Consider the following 14,222-nt stretch of genomic DNA (forward strand, 5'->3'; position numbering starts at 1 on the left):
TTCTCGCGTGGTGGATGGGAGTGCCGGTGGTGAGCCAGCGGTTACTTCGGATACTTGGTTTCGCTGTAGGTCAGCGTGGTCAGGCGGTCGGTGTAGGCAATCGCCATGGCCGACAGCAGGAACGCAACGTGGATCGCGGTCTGCGCGATCAGCACCTTGGGTTCGTAGGCATTGGCGTTGATAAAGGTTTTCAGCAGGTGGATCGACGAGATGCCGATGATGGCCATGGCCAGCTTGGTTTTCAGCACCGAGGCGTTTACGTGCGACAGCCATTCGGGCTGGTCGGGGTGGCCGTCGAGGTTCATGCGCGAGACAAAGGTTTCGTAGCCGCCGATGATCACCATCACCAGCAGGTTGGAAATCATGACCACGTCGATCAGGCCCAGCACCACCAGCATGATGGTGGTTTCGTTGAGGCGGGTAGGGGCGACGGTATTGGGAACGGCCACAGCCTGGATGATGTGCTGGAGCGCGGCATCATTGCCCATGGCGGCGCCGATCAGGTCTTTGAGTTCCACCCAGAAGTGGAAAACATACACGCACTGGGCCAGGATCAGGCCCACGTACAGCGGCAATTGTAGCCAGCGTGACATGAAAATGAAGGCGGGAATCGGGGCCAGTTTTTTGTTCGGCTCGGTCATTGCGCAATACTCCAGGAAATGGTGCAGACTATAAGATGGCGACATTCTACACGCGCAGCACGCCTGCCGCAGCGCTGCGTAGGCCCCGTATGGGCTCCTTGTGTGCCCTTACCACAGGCGAAATATTGATAGAATCACCTCCACTATCCGGAGCGCCGGCCGGTACTAACCCCATGTAAGGGCTCAGTAAGCGATCAAGTTTATGTTTGTAGCAAACGATTCCAACAACGGAGACTAGTATGAGCAGCACTACCACCCAGCAAGGCCCACAGGAAACCCGCGTCTTCACGCCGCCAGAAGCCTTCGTGGCCCAGGCCACCGTGTCGGGCATGGACGGTTACAACGCGCTGTGCGCAGAAGCCGAAGCCGACTACGAAGGCTTCTGGGCGCGCCTGGCCAACGAACACCTGTCCTGGCAAACGCCATTTACCCGCACCCTGAACGAAGACGACGCGCCGTTCTACAAATGGTTCGAAGGCGGCAAGCTCAATGTGTCGTACAACTGCCTCGACCGCAATCTGACCAACGGCAACGCCGACAAGACCGCCATCATCTTCGAGGCGGACGACGGCAAGTCGGTCAATGTCAGCTACAAAGAGCTGCACGAAAAAGTCTGCAAATTTGCCAACGGCCTCAAGTCGCGCGGCATCAAGAAGGGCGACCGCGTCATCATCTACATGTCGATGTCGGTGGAGGGCGTGGCCGCCATGCAGGCATGCGCCCGTATCGGCGCCACCCACTCGGTGGTGTTCGGCGGCTTCTCCGCCAAGTCGCTGCAGGAACGCATCATCGATGCCGGCGCCGTGGCCTTGATCACCGCCGACGAGCAACTGCGCGGCGGCAAGCAGCTGCCACTGAAGGCCATCGTTGACGAAGCGCTGGCGCTGGGCGGTTGCGACACCATCAAGGACGTCATCGTCTACAAGCGCACGGGCGGCAATGTTGGCTTCAACGAAGGCCGCGATATCTGGCTGCACGACCTGGTGGCCGACCAGTCGGCGGACTGCGAACCGGAATGGGTGGATGCTGAGCATCCGCTGTTCATCCTCTACACGTCCGGCTCCACCGGCACCCCGAAAGGCGTGCAGCATTCGAGCGGCGGCTACCTGCTGTGGGCCGCGCTCACGATGAAATGGTCGTTCGACATCAAGCCGGCCGACGTGTACTGGTGCACCGCCGACATCGGCTGGGTAACCGGTCACAGCTATATCGCCTACGGCCCCACCGCCGTGGGCGCCACGCAAGTGATCTTCGAAGGCGTGCCGACTTACCCGAACGCCGGCCGCTTCTGGGACACCGTCGCCAAGCACAAGGTCAGCATTTTCTATACTGCACCGACCGCGATCCGCTCGCTGATCAAGGCATCGGACGTGGATCCGAAAGTGCACCCTAAAAACTACGACCTGTCGTCGCTGCGCCTGCTGGGCACGGTGGGCGAGCCGATCAATCCGGAAGCCTGGATGTGGTACTACACCCAAGTGGGCGGCGAGCGTTGCCCGATCGTGGACACGTTCTGGCAAACCGAAACCGGCGGCCACATGATCACCCCGCTGCCGGGCGCCACGCCGATGGTGCCGGGTTCGTGCACCTTGCCGCTGCCGGGCATCATGGCGGCCATCGTCGATGAAGCCGGTGTCGATGTGCCGAACGGGCAGGGCGGTATCCTGGTCGTCAAGCGTCCATGGCCGTCGATGATCCGCACCATCTGGAACAACCCGGACCGCTTTAAAACCAGCTACTTCCCGGATGAACTGGGCGGCAAGATGTACCTCGCTGGCGACGGCGCCATCCGCAACAAGGACACCGGCTACTTCACCATCACCGGCCGCATCGACGACGTATTGAACGTGTCCGGTCACCGCATGGGCACGATGGAAATCGAATCGGCGCTGGTAGCCAATCCGCTGGTGGCCGAGGCTGCCGTGGTGGGCCGTCCCGACGATACCACCGGCGAATCGATTTGCGCGTTCGTGGTGCTCAAGCAGGCGCGCCCGACCGGCGACGATGCGAAAAAGCTGGCGCTGGAGCTGCGCAACTGGGTGGGCAAGGAAATCGGCCCGATTGCCAAGCCGAAGGAAATCCGCTTCGGCGACAACCTGCCCAAAACCCGCTCCGGCAAGATCATGCGCCGCCTGCTGCGCGTGCTGGCCAAGGGCGAGACCATTACCCAGGACGTCTCCACGCTGGAAAACCCGGCCATCCTGGAGCAGTTGAAAGAGGCGTCGTAGCAGCAGTGGGCGGTGGTGGCGGCAGCGCCGCCGCCATCTTCGCCATGCCGGCCGACGAAGATGGTTCAGGCGCCGGCCAGCATTTCGGCAACCCGCTCCGACAGCACATCGATATCGAACGGCTTGGTCATCACGGCCATGCCTTCGGCCAGCTTGCCGTTGCCCAGCACGGCAGCTTCCGCATACCCGGTCAGGAACAGCACGCGCAAGCGCGGCTTGATCCGCATTCCCCGCTCCGCCATTTGGCGCCCGTTCATGCCGCCGGGCAGGCCGATATCGCTCACCAGCAAATCGATCGGCGCGCCCGATTCGAGCACCGCCAGCCCGGCGGCGCTGTCACCGGCCTGCAGGACCGTGCATCCGAGGTCGGCCAGGATATCGGCGATCAGCAGGCGCACGCTGGGCTCGTCATCGACCACCAGCACGGTGGCGCTACGGACATCGCGCGCTACGGTGGAGGTTTTCTGGCCGGTGTCGCCAGCGTCGGCCACGCCGTCGTGGCGCGGCAGGTAGATGCAGACGGTGGTGCCCACGCCCGGCTCCGAATAGATGCGCACGTGGCCGCCCGACTGCTTGGCAAAGCCATACACCATCGACAAGCCAAGCCCGGTGCCTTCGCCAACCTGCTTGGTGGTGAAGAACGGTTCGAACACGCGCGCGATCACCTCCGGCGCGATGCCGGTGCCGGTATCCTGCACGCTGAGCGACAGGTATTCGCCGGCCGGCAAATCGTCGGCCTCGGCCGCTTCGCCGTCAAGCCAGTGGTTGGCGGTGGCAATGCGGATATGGCCGCCTTCGGGCATGGCGTCGCGCGCGTTGATGCACAGGTTGAGCAGCGAATTTTCCAGCTGTGACGGATCGACCAGCGCGGTCCACAAATCGTCGGGACCATGCGCCTCCACCTGCACGGCGGGCCCCACGGTGCGCCGCACCAGGTCTTCCATACCGCGCACCAGGCGGTTGACGTCGGTGGGCTTGGGATCGAGCGTTTGCTGGCGCGAGAAGGCCAGCAGCCGGTGGGTGAGCGAGGCCGCGCGCTTGGCCGCGTCGCTGCCCACATCGACATAGCGCTTGATGTCGCCATAGCGGCCCTGGCCGATGCGTTGGGAGATCATGTCGAGGCTGCCCTGGATGCCGGCCAGCAGGTTGTTGAAATCATGCGCCAGCCCGCCGGTCAGCTGGCCGACCGCCTCCATCTTCTGCGCCTGGCGCAGCGCATCTTCGGCCGAGCGCAGCAATTCGGCTTGTTCCTTCTCGGCGGTGACATCGCGGCCGACTGCATAGATGTTCTCGGCATCGGGCCGGATCGACCACGAAATCCAGCGGTAGCTGCCGTCCTGGTGGCGGTAGCGGTTGTCGAAGCGCGTGACCGAGCCACCCTCGGCCAGAATGCGTGCGGCATCGGCAGTGCGGTTGATATCGTCGGGATGGATATGGTCGAGCAGGTTGGCGCCAACCAGCTCGCTCTCGTCCAGGCCCAGCACGTCGTGCCACGCCGGATTGACGGTATTGATGCGGCCATCGAAACCGCAGCGCAGCATGATGTCCGCCGACAGCTCCCACAGGCGATTGCGGTCGCGCGTGCGCTCATCGACGGTACGCACCAGGGTGGCCTGGGCGGTGTGAATCTCGCGGTCCTTGCGGACCTGTTCGGTAATCTCCTGCCCCTGGTTGAGCAGGCCGACGACCGAGCCGTCCTCGCCAACGATGGGCGCGGCGACAAAGTTCCAGAAGGTTTTCTCACGCCGGCCGTGGCGGTAAATCATCAGCTCGACATAATTGTGCGAGAAGCCCAGGCCGGTCGCCATGGCCCGTTGGAAATCAGGCGCCACCTTATCCCAGGCACTGCCCCACACGCTGGCAACCGGCTGGGCCAGCGCGGCCGGATGGCGATCGGCCAGCGACTCGGCGTACGCATCGTTGTAAAACATGCACAGGTCGGGCCCCCACAGCACCGCGCCAAGAATGGGGGAATTGAGGCAAGCCGAGAGGGAGGAGCGCAGCGATTGCGGCCACGTGTGGGGATCGCCCAGCGCCGTGGCGGTCCAGTCATGGGCGCGCATCAAGGCGCCGACTGCACCACCATTATCAAGAAAGGAGAGCGAACTGGTCATGACTGATCTCTGAAACCCGATGCTTGCCGGCGCCCGGGTAGGGCGCACGGTAACGTTGTTAGGAGTTGTTGCATGCAACACGCTCGCGCGTTTACACGCGGAAAAGCGGTAGCCAGGGCGGGATCAGGGACCAGGCAGAGGTCGGGGTCGCAGCCACGCAGGTGTGGGCCGCAAAGCGGCATCGGGCAGAGACCTCGATATTGTAGCTTATGAATTCGCTATCACTGAGGAAGTTGCCAAATAAAGTTGGTGCTGTGTGGATTTCTTGCTATAATCTGCGGCTTCTCCGAGAGGGGAAGAGTTGCAGGAGAGGTGGATGAGCGGTTGAAGTCGCACGCCTGGAAAGCGTGTATAGGGTCAAACCTATCGGGGGTTCGAATCCCCCTCTCTCCGCCAAGAATAGAAATGTAAAAAAGGCCACCCTCGGGTGGCCTTTTTGCATTTCTTTCGTGGCGGAGAGAAGCAGAGCGCCTGCGCGCTCTGCGAGGGGAATTCGAAGGCCTCGCCCCTGCAGGGGCGTGCCGCTTCGAATCGCCCATCTGCCGCCGCGCGAGCGGCGGCGTCGCGCGCCGTGGGCGCGCGGTTTACACCTGATCAAGCTTTTCTATTTGGAGCAATCGCTGTCTTACTTCTTCGGCGTAAGCATCAGCAACCGGCCGCTCGAACCGTCTTCCAGCAGCCACAGCGCGCCATCCGGCCCGGTGCGTACGGCGCGGATGCGTTCGCCCATGTCCCAATGATCTTTTTTAGTTGCGTTCTCGCCGTCAAGGGCGATGCGGTCCAGCGATTTGCCCGAGAGACCGGTGATAAAGAGGGAATTTTTCCACTTCGGGAACAGGTCCGCATCGTAGTAGGCGAGGCCACCTGGCGAAATGGCCGGATTCCAGGACACTTTTGGGGCCTCGAAGCCGTCGCCGGGCGCATGGTCGGGGATGTCCCGGCCGTCGTAGTGGCTGCCATTCGACACCTTCGGCCAACCATAGTTGAGGCCTGGCTTGATCAGGTTGATCTCGTCGCCGTGGCGCGGCCCCATTTCCATTTCCCACAGGCGCCCCTGCTTGTCGAAGGCGATGCCCAGCAGGTTGCGGTGGCCATACGACCAGATGGCTGCGTCGAAGCCTTTAGCCGCGAGCGGGTTGCCGGCGGCCGGCGTGCCGTCGAGGTTCAGGCGCAGCACCTTGCCGAGCGTCGATTTGGGATCCTGCGCCGGCTCGAGAAGCTGGCGGTCGCCACTGGTGAAGAACAGATACTTACCATCCGGCGAGAAGCCGATACGGCCCGAATAGTGTCCGCCAGTCGAAGCTTCCTGGCCGCGGAAAATGGCTTTTGTATCCTTGAGAGCGCCGCCTGCCAGATCCAGTGTCGCGGTGGCGAGCACGACCCGGCTGTTGGCACCGGTACTCGCCTCGGAGTAGCTGAAGTAGACCAGCTTGCTGGTTGCGAAATCGGGCGCGGGCACGATGTCCATGAGCGCGCCCTGGCCCTTGCTGCTGACGGCGGGTGTGCCCGATACGGTGCGCTTGGTGCCGGTGGCGGGATCGAACAGGATCAGCGCTCCCTCTTTTTGCGTCACCAGCACATTGCCGTTGGGCAGGAATGCCAGGGCCCAGGGGTTCTTGAAGGTGCCGACCGGCTTGACCTCGAAAGGCAGGCCGCCGGTCGCGGACGCACTGGCCTGCGCGTTCGCGGCTGCCGGTGCGGTCAACGCGAGCAGGGTGAGCGAGAAAGTGGTGGCAACGCCGAGCATGTTCAAATTCATGTTTTCCAGATCTCCATTTTCGGATTGATGTCAGGTTGTTCGGACGAACAGTATGCCGGTTCGCGCCGGTTTGGTGTGCGGATGCTGCCAGACCGGTCGCTTCGACGGCACCGAACGTTCGGATTGGGCACGCCGGCCAGATACTTCCCGATCGTGGTGCCCCCGCCACACACGCGCCGAGAAGTATGCGCCGGCGCTGCTGGTCCATAGGGCGTTGGGAAGTGTAGAGCAAAACTATTATTGCAGACGCTCCGCAAGTTGGGCCTGAACTTGATCTTCTCCGCGCTGTCAAACGCATGTAAAGAAATTTTCACAGGTTTGCAATATATCTCAATTTGAGATAATCTATTTTTCTGTGGTGCTCACCATGAGAATTATTTCCAACAAGGCATTGATGGACTTCGCCAAGATTCATCCCCCGTCACGAGAGCCACTTCAGGCATGGCGAAAAACTGTTGAATCACGAGCGTTTTTCAATTTCGCCGACCTGAAGTCCGTCTTCAACGCTACAGATCGCGTCGGTGAATACCATGTGTTTAACATCGGGGGGAACAAGTATCGGATCATCACATCGATCCATTTCAATGGGCAACGGCTATACATCTTGAAAGTGCTGACGCACAAGGAGTACGACTCATGGAAACCGTAATCAGTGAAAACATCGTTGAAGAAATCACGATGCACTATCAAGCGTTGTCTGGCCTTGTACCTCTCCACGCTATTCAGGATGAGGCCGCTTACGACCGTGCAGTAGCGGTGCTGAACACGCTGTTGCAATCGGGAGCTGCCAACGAAGATCATCCACTTGCTGCACTGGTAGCCAGCATCGGCGACCTCATCGGCGACTACGATAACGAGCATTTCAAGCTCCAGGCCGTGCCACCAGCGGCGATCTTGCGGTTGCTGATGGAACAGCATCAACTCACGCAATCAGACATGAAAGAAATTGGCACCCAAGGCGTGGTGTCCGAAATCCTGAATGGGAAACGCACGCTGAACGTGCGGCAAATTAAAGCATTGTCCAAACGCTTCAATGTTCCAGCCAGTGTGTTCGTCGCTTAACCTGAGCTTGAACACTGTTCTTTCAGAACCGCAAGGCGTGTATGCACCGCATGCTCACACCTCGAACGACCGCTCCAACAACACCGCCCCCGTCCCCTCCACACCCAACACATCGCCGCCATTGCGTAGCGGGCACTCGGTCGTGGACAAACACCCGCACCCGATACAACCATCGAGCTCATCGCGCAGCCGCGTCAGGCGGGCGATGCGGTCGTCGAGTTCGGCGCGGAAATCTTCGCCCAGCTTGCGCCACTCCCTGGCGCTGATGATGCGGTCTTGCGGCAGTTTTTTGAGGTACGCGCTGATGGTCTCGAGCGGGATGCCGGTGCGTTGCGCCACCTTGATCACGGCGATCTGCCGCAGCACGCTGCGCCCGTAGCGGCGCTGGTTGCCTTCGGTGCGCCAGCCCTTGATCAGCCCCTTGGATTCGTAAAAGTGCACGGTCGATACCGCCACGCCGCTGCGGCTGGCCACGTCGCCGACGGTCAGCTGGGTTTTCTCCGGATCGATCCTGTTCATCGGCGCCACCGCTCCACCACCTCGAAAATCCCCATCCCCACCAGCATGCTCGCCACAAACACCAGCACCTTGCCATTGCCGGTGGCAATCAGCGCCAGGGCCGGGCCGGGGCACAGGCCGGCCAATCCCCAGCCGGCGCCGAAGGCCAGCGCGCCCAGTACCAGGCGGCGGTCGATGCGGGTGGCGGTGGGCAGTTGCAGTGGCGCGCCGGTCAAGGTGCGCTGGCGCCTGGCCGCCACCACGAACGCCGGCAACGCGACCGCGATGGCGCCGCCCATCACGAATGCCAGCGACGGGTTCCACAGTCCGGCCAGGTCGAGAAAACCGAGTACCCGCGCCGGGTCGGTCATGCCGGAGACGATCAGGCCTAGGCCGAACACCAGGCCCACCAACAAGGAGATTAATATTTGCATGGTGCGCTCCTAGGCCAGCACGTGGCGCACGAGGTATACGGTAACGAAGCCGGCCAGCATGAAGATGGCGGTGGCGACCATCGAACGCGGCGAGCGGCGCGAGAGGCCGCACACGCCGTGGCCGCTGGTGCAGCCGGCGCCGTAGCGCGTGCCCAGGCCCACCAGCAGGCCGGCTGCGATCAGCACGACGTTATCTGCGGCTATCGTGACGGCCGGCAGGGGCGCCGCCAATGCATAGATTACGGGTGCGACAACCAGCCCGCCAATAAGGGCCGCGCGCCAGCCGATGTCGCCGCGCACCGGCTTGAAGAGGCCACCGAGCAAGCCGCCCAGCACGCCGCTGATGCCGGCGATTTTGCCGTTGAATAAAATCAGTGCGGCGCAGGCGGCGCCGATCAGCAGGCCGCCGGCCAGCGCGCTCCACGGTGCGAAGTTGATCCAGTCTATCGTCATGAGAAACCTTTCGAAGGGATCAAATTGTAGCTGGTTCCTGCAAGGTGCACCGGGCAAGAAAAATGCCGCGACGGCTGGCACCGTGCGGCATTTCCGAAAGCGACGATCAGCTCGAACAATTACCTCAAAACTCTTCCCACTCGGCTTCCTTGACCTGGCTGGAGAATTTGGTTGCCGGGGCGGGTTTCGGTGCGCTGGCCAGTTGCCGCACCGGCGCTTTGACAGCCGGTTTGAGCGCAGCCACCGGCCGCGTCATCTTGCGCACCGGCGCCGCCGTGGCGGCGGAGGCCATCTCGTCCAGCTTGAACACGCTCACTGCCTGCGCCAGCTTGCCGGCCTGTTCCTGCAGGGCCGACGTGGCCGCTGCTGCTTCTTCCACCAGCGCGGCGTTCTGCTGGGTCACGGTGTCCATCGACGTGATCGCTTCGTTGATCTGTTCGATCCCCATTTCCTGTTCGCGGCTGGCGGTCGTGATTTCGCCGACGATGCTGGTGAGCTTGTGCACGCTGGCCACTACTTCGTCCATGGTCGTGCCGGCGGTGCTCACCAGCTTGTTACCGGCTTCCACTTTTTCCACCGAGTCGCCGATCAGCACCTTGATTTCCTTGGCCGCGCTGGCCGAACGCTGCGCCAGGTTGCGCACTTCCGACGCCACGACCGCGAAGCCGCGGCCCTGTTCACCGGCGCGCGCCGCTTCCACCGCTGCATTCAGCGCCAAGATGTTGGTCTGGAAGGCAATACCGTCGATCACCGAGATGATATCGACGATCTTGCTGGCGGACGTGTTGATCGACTCCATGGTGGCAACGACCTGCGACACCACGTCACCACCACGCACGGCAACTGCCGCAGCGGACTGCGCCAGCTGGTTGGCCTGGCGCGCGTTCTCGCTGTTCTGCTTGACGGTGGAGGTCAGTTCTTCCATCGACGACGCGGTTTCTTCCAGCGCGCTGGCCTGTTCTTCGGTGCGCGAGGACAGGTCCATATTGCCGGTAGCGACTTCAGTGGTGGCCGTGGCGATTTCCTCGGTACCGTTGCGCACTTCGCCGACGATTTTCTTGAGGTTGTCGTTCATTTCCGCCAGCGAGGCCAGCAACATGCCGATCTCGTCTTTGGACGTGACCGTGATGCGGCTGGTCAGGTCGCCCGCCGCCACGGTGCGAGCCACGTCCACCGCGCGGTTGACGGGAATGGTGATCGAGCGCGTGATGATCACGCCGATGACGATTGCGGCGAGCGCCGCGATGGCAGAGAGAATCAGCGTGGATTTGATGGCGACGCTGCCGTGGTTGCGGGCCTCATCGGCCGATTCCTGCATCAGTTTTTCCTGGAACTCCACCATCGTCTTCAGCGCGTCGAAGAATTTGTTTTGCGGTGGGCGCAAATTTTTCAGCACGTACTGGCCTGCCGCTTCGGCCTGGCCGTCGCGCAGCAGTTTGACCGCGGCCTCACGCGCCTGGGCATAGCCGCCGCGTGTTTCAGTCAATACGTCGAACAGGCGCCTGCCTTCGTCGCTATTGATCATGCCCTTGAATTGTTCCAGCGCCTTGGTGTTCTTTTGAACCGAATCTTCAAGCTTGGCCAGTGATGACGTCACCTCGGCCGTGTCATTGGCGCCGATGGTTGCGTTGCGGATGAACCTGGCCTGGGCGTTGACTTCATCCTGGATCGACTTGGTCAGCATGACCTTTACATAGCGGTCTTCCAGCATGGTGTCGGTGGCGGCGTTGATGCTCTGGATGCGGCTGATCGCCATCGCGGCGACCATCACCAGCAACAACAGTACGATGCCGAAGCCGGCAGCAAGCCGGGTGCCGATTTTAAAGTTCGAGATATTCATGTTTTATTCGCCGTAGGTGCAAGTGGGAATGAATCCCGAGGGCGAGGGGACGACTGAGAGGTTCGCAGATCAGGAGCGGGGCGGGGCGCCTGGAACATAAGTTAAACGGTTGCAGACGAGTTTATTTAACTAATTGTCCCAGGGCAAGATATTGTTGATGAATACTGATTATTGGTAGTCAGGCGTTGTTATTACGCTAGTGCCCAGCCCGCTAGCGTTTCGCCTGCTGCAAATCGAGCAGATAGACATCGTTCTCGCGCAGCGGCAGGCTGGTGGAAAAGCGTCCGTCGGCGCCCACCCGCACGGTTTTTTGCTCCGATGGTTTGCCGGTGGCCATGGCCTTCAGTGCTGTCACCTGCGGGCGGGTCAGCTGTTTGGGTGATCCCATTTTAATGTAGCCGGTATAGGCGTCGTTGCGCTGGTAGCCCACCTGCGAGACGGTCAGCGTGTACGCGCCCGGTTTCAGCCCGGCCACGTTCACCGCCACCTTGCCCTTGTCCCTCGCTGGCAAGTCCTGGACGAAGTACTGCTGGTTGTTGATCTTCTCCGGCAGGGTATGGGTGTAATCCCACAGCAGCACTTGCGCGTTGCCTTTGGCGTCGGTGGTGGCGTACGAGCGGGCGTCGGTGTTTTTCAATTCGTTCGGCGCCAGCTGATTGAGGAACTGGTACGCGAAATACGCGGGCTTCTTGATGCCCTGCGTGTTCATCAAGCCGAAGCCGCCGTGGAACGCTTCGATGCGCGGTCCCGCTTCCTCGAAAATATCGGTGAAGACCCAGTACGACATCGACTGTGCGGCCGTGCCAACCTGCTTGAGCTTTTGCAGGATGTACGCGGCCTGGTGATAGCTGTCGTGCGAAGGGTCGGACGGCGTGTACGACGAGCTCCACTCGGTGTAGTGCAGCTCCAGCTTGGGCATGGCGGACGCGCCGATCTCCTGGCGGTTGCGCAGCACGTCGTTGCTGATCGCCCCATCGTCCTTGAGCAGAACCGTGCCGGTGGTGCCGTATTCGTCGAGGAAGCCCTGGCCCACGCCGTAGGTGTGGGTGCTGACGAAATCGAGCGGCACCTTGTTCTTGTCGGCGTAGGCGATGGTCTCGGGGATCCACGCGGCGCCGGCGGTGGCGGGACCGCCCACGCGGTAGCGTGCATCGACGCTCTTGATGGCGCGCGCGGCGTGCGCATATAGTTTGAAGTATTCATCCTGGGTGCCGGCCCAGAAGCCATCCAGGTTAGGCTCATTCCACACCTCGAAGTACCAGCTGGCCACTTCGTCGGCGCCATAGCGCTCGGTCCAGTGCGCGGTGAGCGCCTTCACCAGCCGCTCCCACGCTTCGTAGCTCTTGGGCGGCGTGACGTTCCCGCGCCACCAGAAAATGGTCTTGTCGCCGCTGGCCATTTGCGACGGCATGAAGCCCAGTTCCACGAACGGTTTGACTTTGATGCTCAGCAGGTAGTCGTACAGCGCGTCGATGTACTGGAAGTTGTAATGCTCCTTGCCCTGCGCATCGATACGATACACGCCCATGTCGTCGGTGAGCAGGCCGTGCATGCGGATGTATTTGAAGCCGGCGTCGCGCTTGATCTCGGCAAGCTGCTGCTGCCAGTCGGCGCGCAGGCCTTCGTTGGCGCGGCCGGCGCCCACGGCAAAATTGAAGGTGGCCGGCAGCGGGCCGGCTACCTGTTTGACGTTGACGTCGATGACGCGGTCCTGCGCGAGGGTGTATGCCGGCGCCAGGACGGCGGCGGCCAATAATGTCAGTTGCGCGATTTTTTTGGTTTGCATTTGTCTCTCTCCATTGGTAGCACCATGTCCATGGGGTGCACCATTCTGAGAGAGACGCCTGGTCGCCGCAACACTGAAAATGCGTTTTCGCGGTTACGAAATTCGCCAAATGGTTACAGCATCGCCTCGGCCGGGCCGAAGAATTCGTACCGCGCCTGCGCATCCGGCACGCCCAGCGCACGCAGGCTGGCTTTCACGCTGCGCATGAAGGCAGTGGGTCCGAGGAAGTAGGCATCGACATCGTTGGACGGCAGCCATTGCCCCAGCAGCGCCTGGTCGAGGTAACCGGTGGCGTGCGGCGCCGCACCGGTGCCGTCGTGCGCCGCATAGCAGAAATGATGATGCAGTTTGGGGTACTGGCCGGCCAGTGTTTCGATATGCTCGCGGAACGCGTGCACCTGGCCGTTGCGGGCGGCGTGGATGAAGTGCACGGTGCGGTTGGCGCGCAGCGCGGCGGTCAGCATGGCCAGGGTGGGCGTGATGCCCACGCCGCCGCTGATCAACACCACCGGCCGCTCGCCCGCCTGCAAGGTAAAGGCGCCCGATGGCGCGTACAGGTCGATGAAGGCGCCGGTATCGACCGCATCGTGCAGGTGACTGGACACGATGCCGCCGGCCTCGCGCTTGACGCTGATGCGGTACGTTTCCAGGTTACTGGCCGCCGACAGCGAGTACTGGCGCTTGTGCTCCTTGCCGTCGATGTCGAGCCGCACGCCGATGTACTGGCCGGGCGCGAAGTCCATCACCGGCAGGCCATCCACGGGCCGCAGCACGAAGCTGGTGATCTCCGCGCTTTCCACCGCCTTGCGCGCGACCTGGAACGCGCGCGTGCCGCGCCAGCCGCCGGGGGCCTGCTCCTGCGCGGCGTAGGCGCTGCGTTCGGCGCCGATCAGGATGTCGGCCAACTGGCCATAGGCGACGCCCCAGGCCTCGATCACGGCGTCGGTCGCGGTCTCGGCGCCCAGCACTTCGCGGATCGCCTTGAGCAGCGAGGCGCCCACCAGCGGGTAGTGCTCGGGCAGGATCTGCAGCGAGACGTGCTTGTTGACGATGGTGGCCACCAGCGGTCCCAGTTTGTCCAGCGATTCGATATGGCGGGCGTAGCACAGCACTGCCGACGCCAGCGCGCGCTGCTGGGTGCCGCCGTTCTGGTTGGACTGGTTAAACAGCGGCAGCACCTGCGGAAAATCGGCAAACAGCGTCTGGTAGAAGTGGCGGGTGAGCGTTTCGCCATGGGCTTCGAGCAGCGGCACGGTGGCGGTGATCAGGGCGGTCTGGGATGGGCTAAGCATGGTGCGGGCCTTTTCATGTCGTTAAGCAATGTAAGCAGTGTAGCGAGAAATCTTTAAACATGCAAATGAAATACATCTTTAAAATGGATGTGAATGTGTCGGGCACGTCCGGTTG

The 14,222-nt window shown here is 62.1% G+C and carries 12 protein-coding genes and 1 tRNA gene; 4 read left to right on the forward strand and 9 right to left on the reverse strand.

Features of this window, described 5'->3' with window-relative positions:
• Positions 1-41 precede the first annotated feature (41 nt).
• The gene (locus F8197_RS24100) at positions 42-641 is read right to left on the reverse strand and encodes a YqhA family protein (protein WP_056137462.1); all 600 of its coding nucleotides are present in this window, start codon (positions 639-641) and stop codon (positions 42-44) included.
• A 239-nt stretch (positions 642-880) separates the two neighbouring features.
• Here F8197_RS24100 and acs point away from each other — a divergent pair, with 239 nt between their 5' ends.
• Positions 881-2,869 (forward strand): acetate--CoA ligase, encoded by a 1,989-nt coding sequence (acs, locus tag F8197_RS24105; protein ID WP_152884152.1) that lies wholly within the window; start codon positions 881-883, stop codon positions 2,867-2,869.
• 65 nt (positions 2,870-2,934) lie between these two features.
• Here the strand turns inward: acs and F8197_RS24110 are convergent, their stop codons facing one another.
• Positions 2,935-4,983, reverse strand: coding sequence for a hybrid sensor histidine kinase/response regulator (locus F8197_RS24110; protein ID WP_152884154.1), 2,049 nt, complete (start codon positions 4,981-4,983; stop codon positions 2,935-2,937).
• 306 nt (positions 4,984-5,289) lie between these two features.
• On the opposite strand from F8197_RS24110, the gene F8197_RS24115 reads away from it, so the two are divergent.
• Positions 5,290-5,379, forward strand: a tRNA-Ser gene (locus F8197_RS24115).
• A gap of 229 nt (positions 5,380-5,608) precedes the next feature.
• Here F8197_RS24115 and F8197_RS24120 read toward each other — a convergent pair.
• Positions 5,609-6,742: a PQQ-dependent sugar dehydrogenase gene (locus F8197_RS24120; RefSeq protein ID WP_227012388.1), complete on the reverse strand. Its 1,134-nt coding sequence runs from the start codon at positions 6,740-6,742 to the stop codon at positions 5,609-5,611.
• A gap of 394 nt (positions 6,743-7,136) precedes the next feature.
• Here F8197_RS24120 and F8197_RS29500 point away from each other — a divergent pair, with 394 nt between their 5' ends.
• A complete protein-coding gene (locus F8197_RS29500; protein ID WP_227012416.1) occupies positions 7,137-7,391 on the forward strand; it encodes a type II toxin-antitoxin system HigB family toxin in 255 nt (84 codons plus the stop codon).
• Positions 7,379-7,804, forward strand: coding sequence for a type II toxin-antitoxin system HigA family antitoxin (locus F8197_RS24130; protein ID WP_152884157.1), 426 nt, complete (start codon positions 7,379-7,381; stop codon positions 7,802-7,804). Before F8197_RS29500 ends, F8197_RS24130 begins: the two co-directional genes overlap by 13 nt.
• 54 nt (positions 7,805-7,858) lie before the next feature.
• Here F8197_RS24130 and soxR read toward each other — a convergent pair whose 3' ends face one another.
• The 6 genes from soxR to hmpA form a co-directional block, all read right to left on the reverse strand.
• A complete protein-coding gene (gene soxR, locus F8197_RS24135; RefSeq protein WP_152884159.1) occupies positions 7,859-8,323 on the reverse strand; it encodes a redox-sensitive transcriptional activator SoxR in 465 nt (154 codons plus the stop codon).
• The gene (locus tag F8197_RS24140; protein WP_056137452.1) at positions 8,320-8,736 is read right to left on the reverse strand and encodes a DUF6691 family protein; all 417 of its coding nucleotides are present in this window, start codon (positions 8,734-8,736) and stop codon (positions 8,320-8,322) included. Before F8197_RS24140 ends, soxR begins: the two co-directional genes overlap by 4 nt.
• Positions 8,737-8,745: 9 nt before the next feature.
• Entirely contained in the window at positions 8,746-9,246 is a 501-nt protein-coding gene (locus F8197_RS24145; RefSeq protein ID WP_373996965.1) for a YeeE/YedE family protein, read from the reverse strand.
• A gap of 67 nt (positions 9,247-9,313) precedes the next feature.
• Positions 9,314-11,029: a methyl-accepting chemotaxis protein gene (locus tag F8197_RS24150; RefSeq protein WP_152884163.1), complete on the reverse strand. Its 1,716-nt coding sequence runs from the start codon at positions 11,027-11,029 to the stop codon at positions 9,314-9,316.
• 211 nt (positions 11,030-11,240) lie between these two features.
• Complete coding sequence (locus tag F8197_RS24155; RefSeq protein WP_152884165.1) at positions 11,241-12,815, reverse strand: glycoside hydrolase; 1,575 nt, start codon at positions 12,813-12,815, stop codon at positions 11,241-11,243.
• A gap of 113 nt (positions 12,816-12,928) precedes the next feature.
• Positions 12,929-14,107: an NO-inducible flavohemoprotein gene (gene hmpA / locus F8197_RS24160; protein ID WP_152884167.1), complete on the reverse strand. Its 1,179-nt coding sequence runs from the start codon at positions 14,105-14,107 to the stop codon at positions 12,929-12,931.
• Between the last annotated feature and the right edge of the window lie 115 nt (positions 14,108-14,222).

It is taken from the genome of Duganella sp. FT27W (genome assembly GCF_009295655.1).
Classification (GTDB): Bacteria; Pseudomonadota; Gammaproteobacteria; order Burkholderiales; family Burkholderiaceae_D; genus Rugamonas; species Rugamonas zoogloeoides.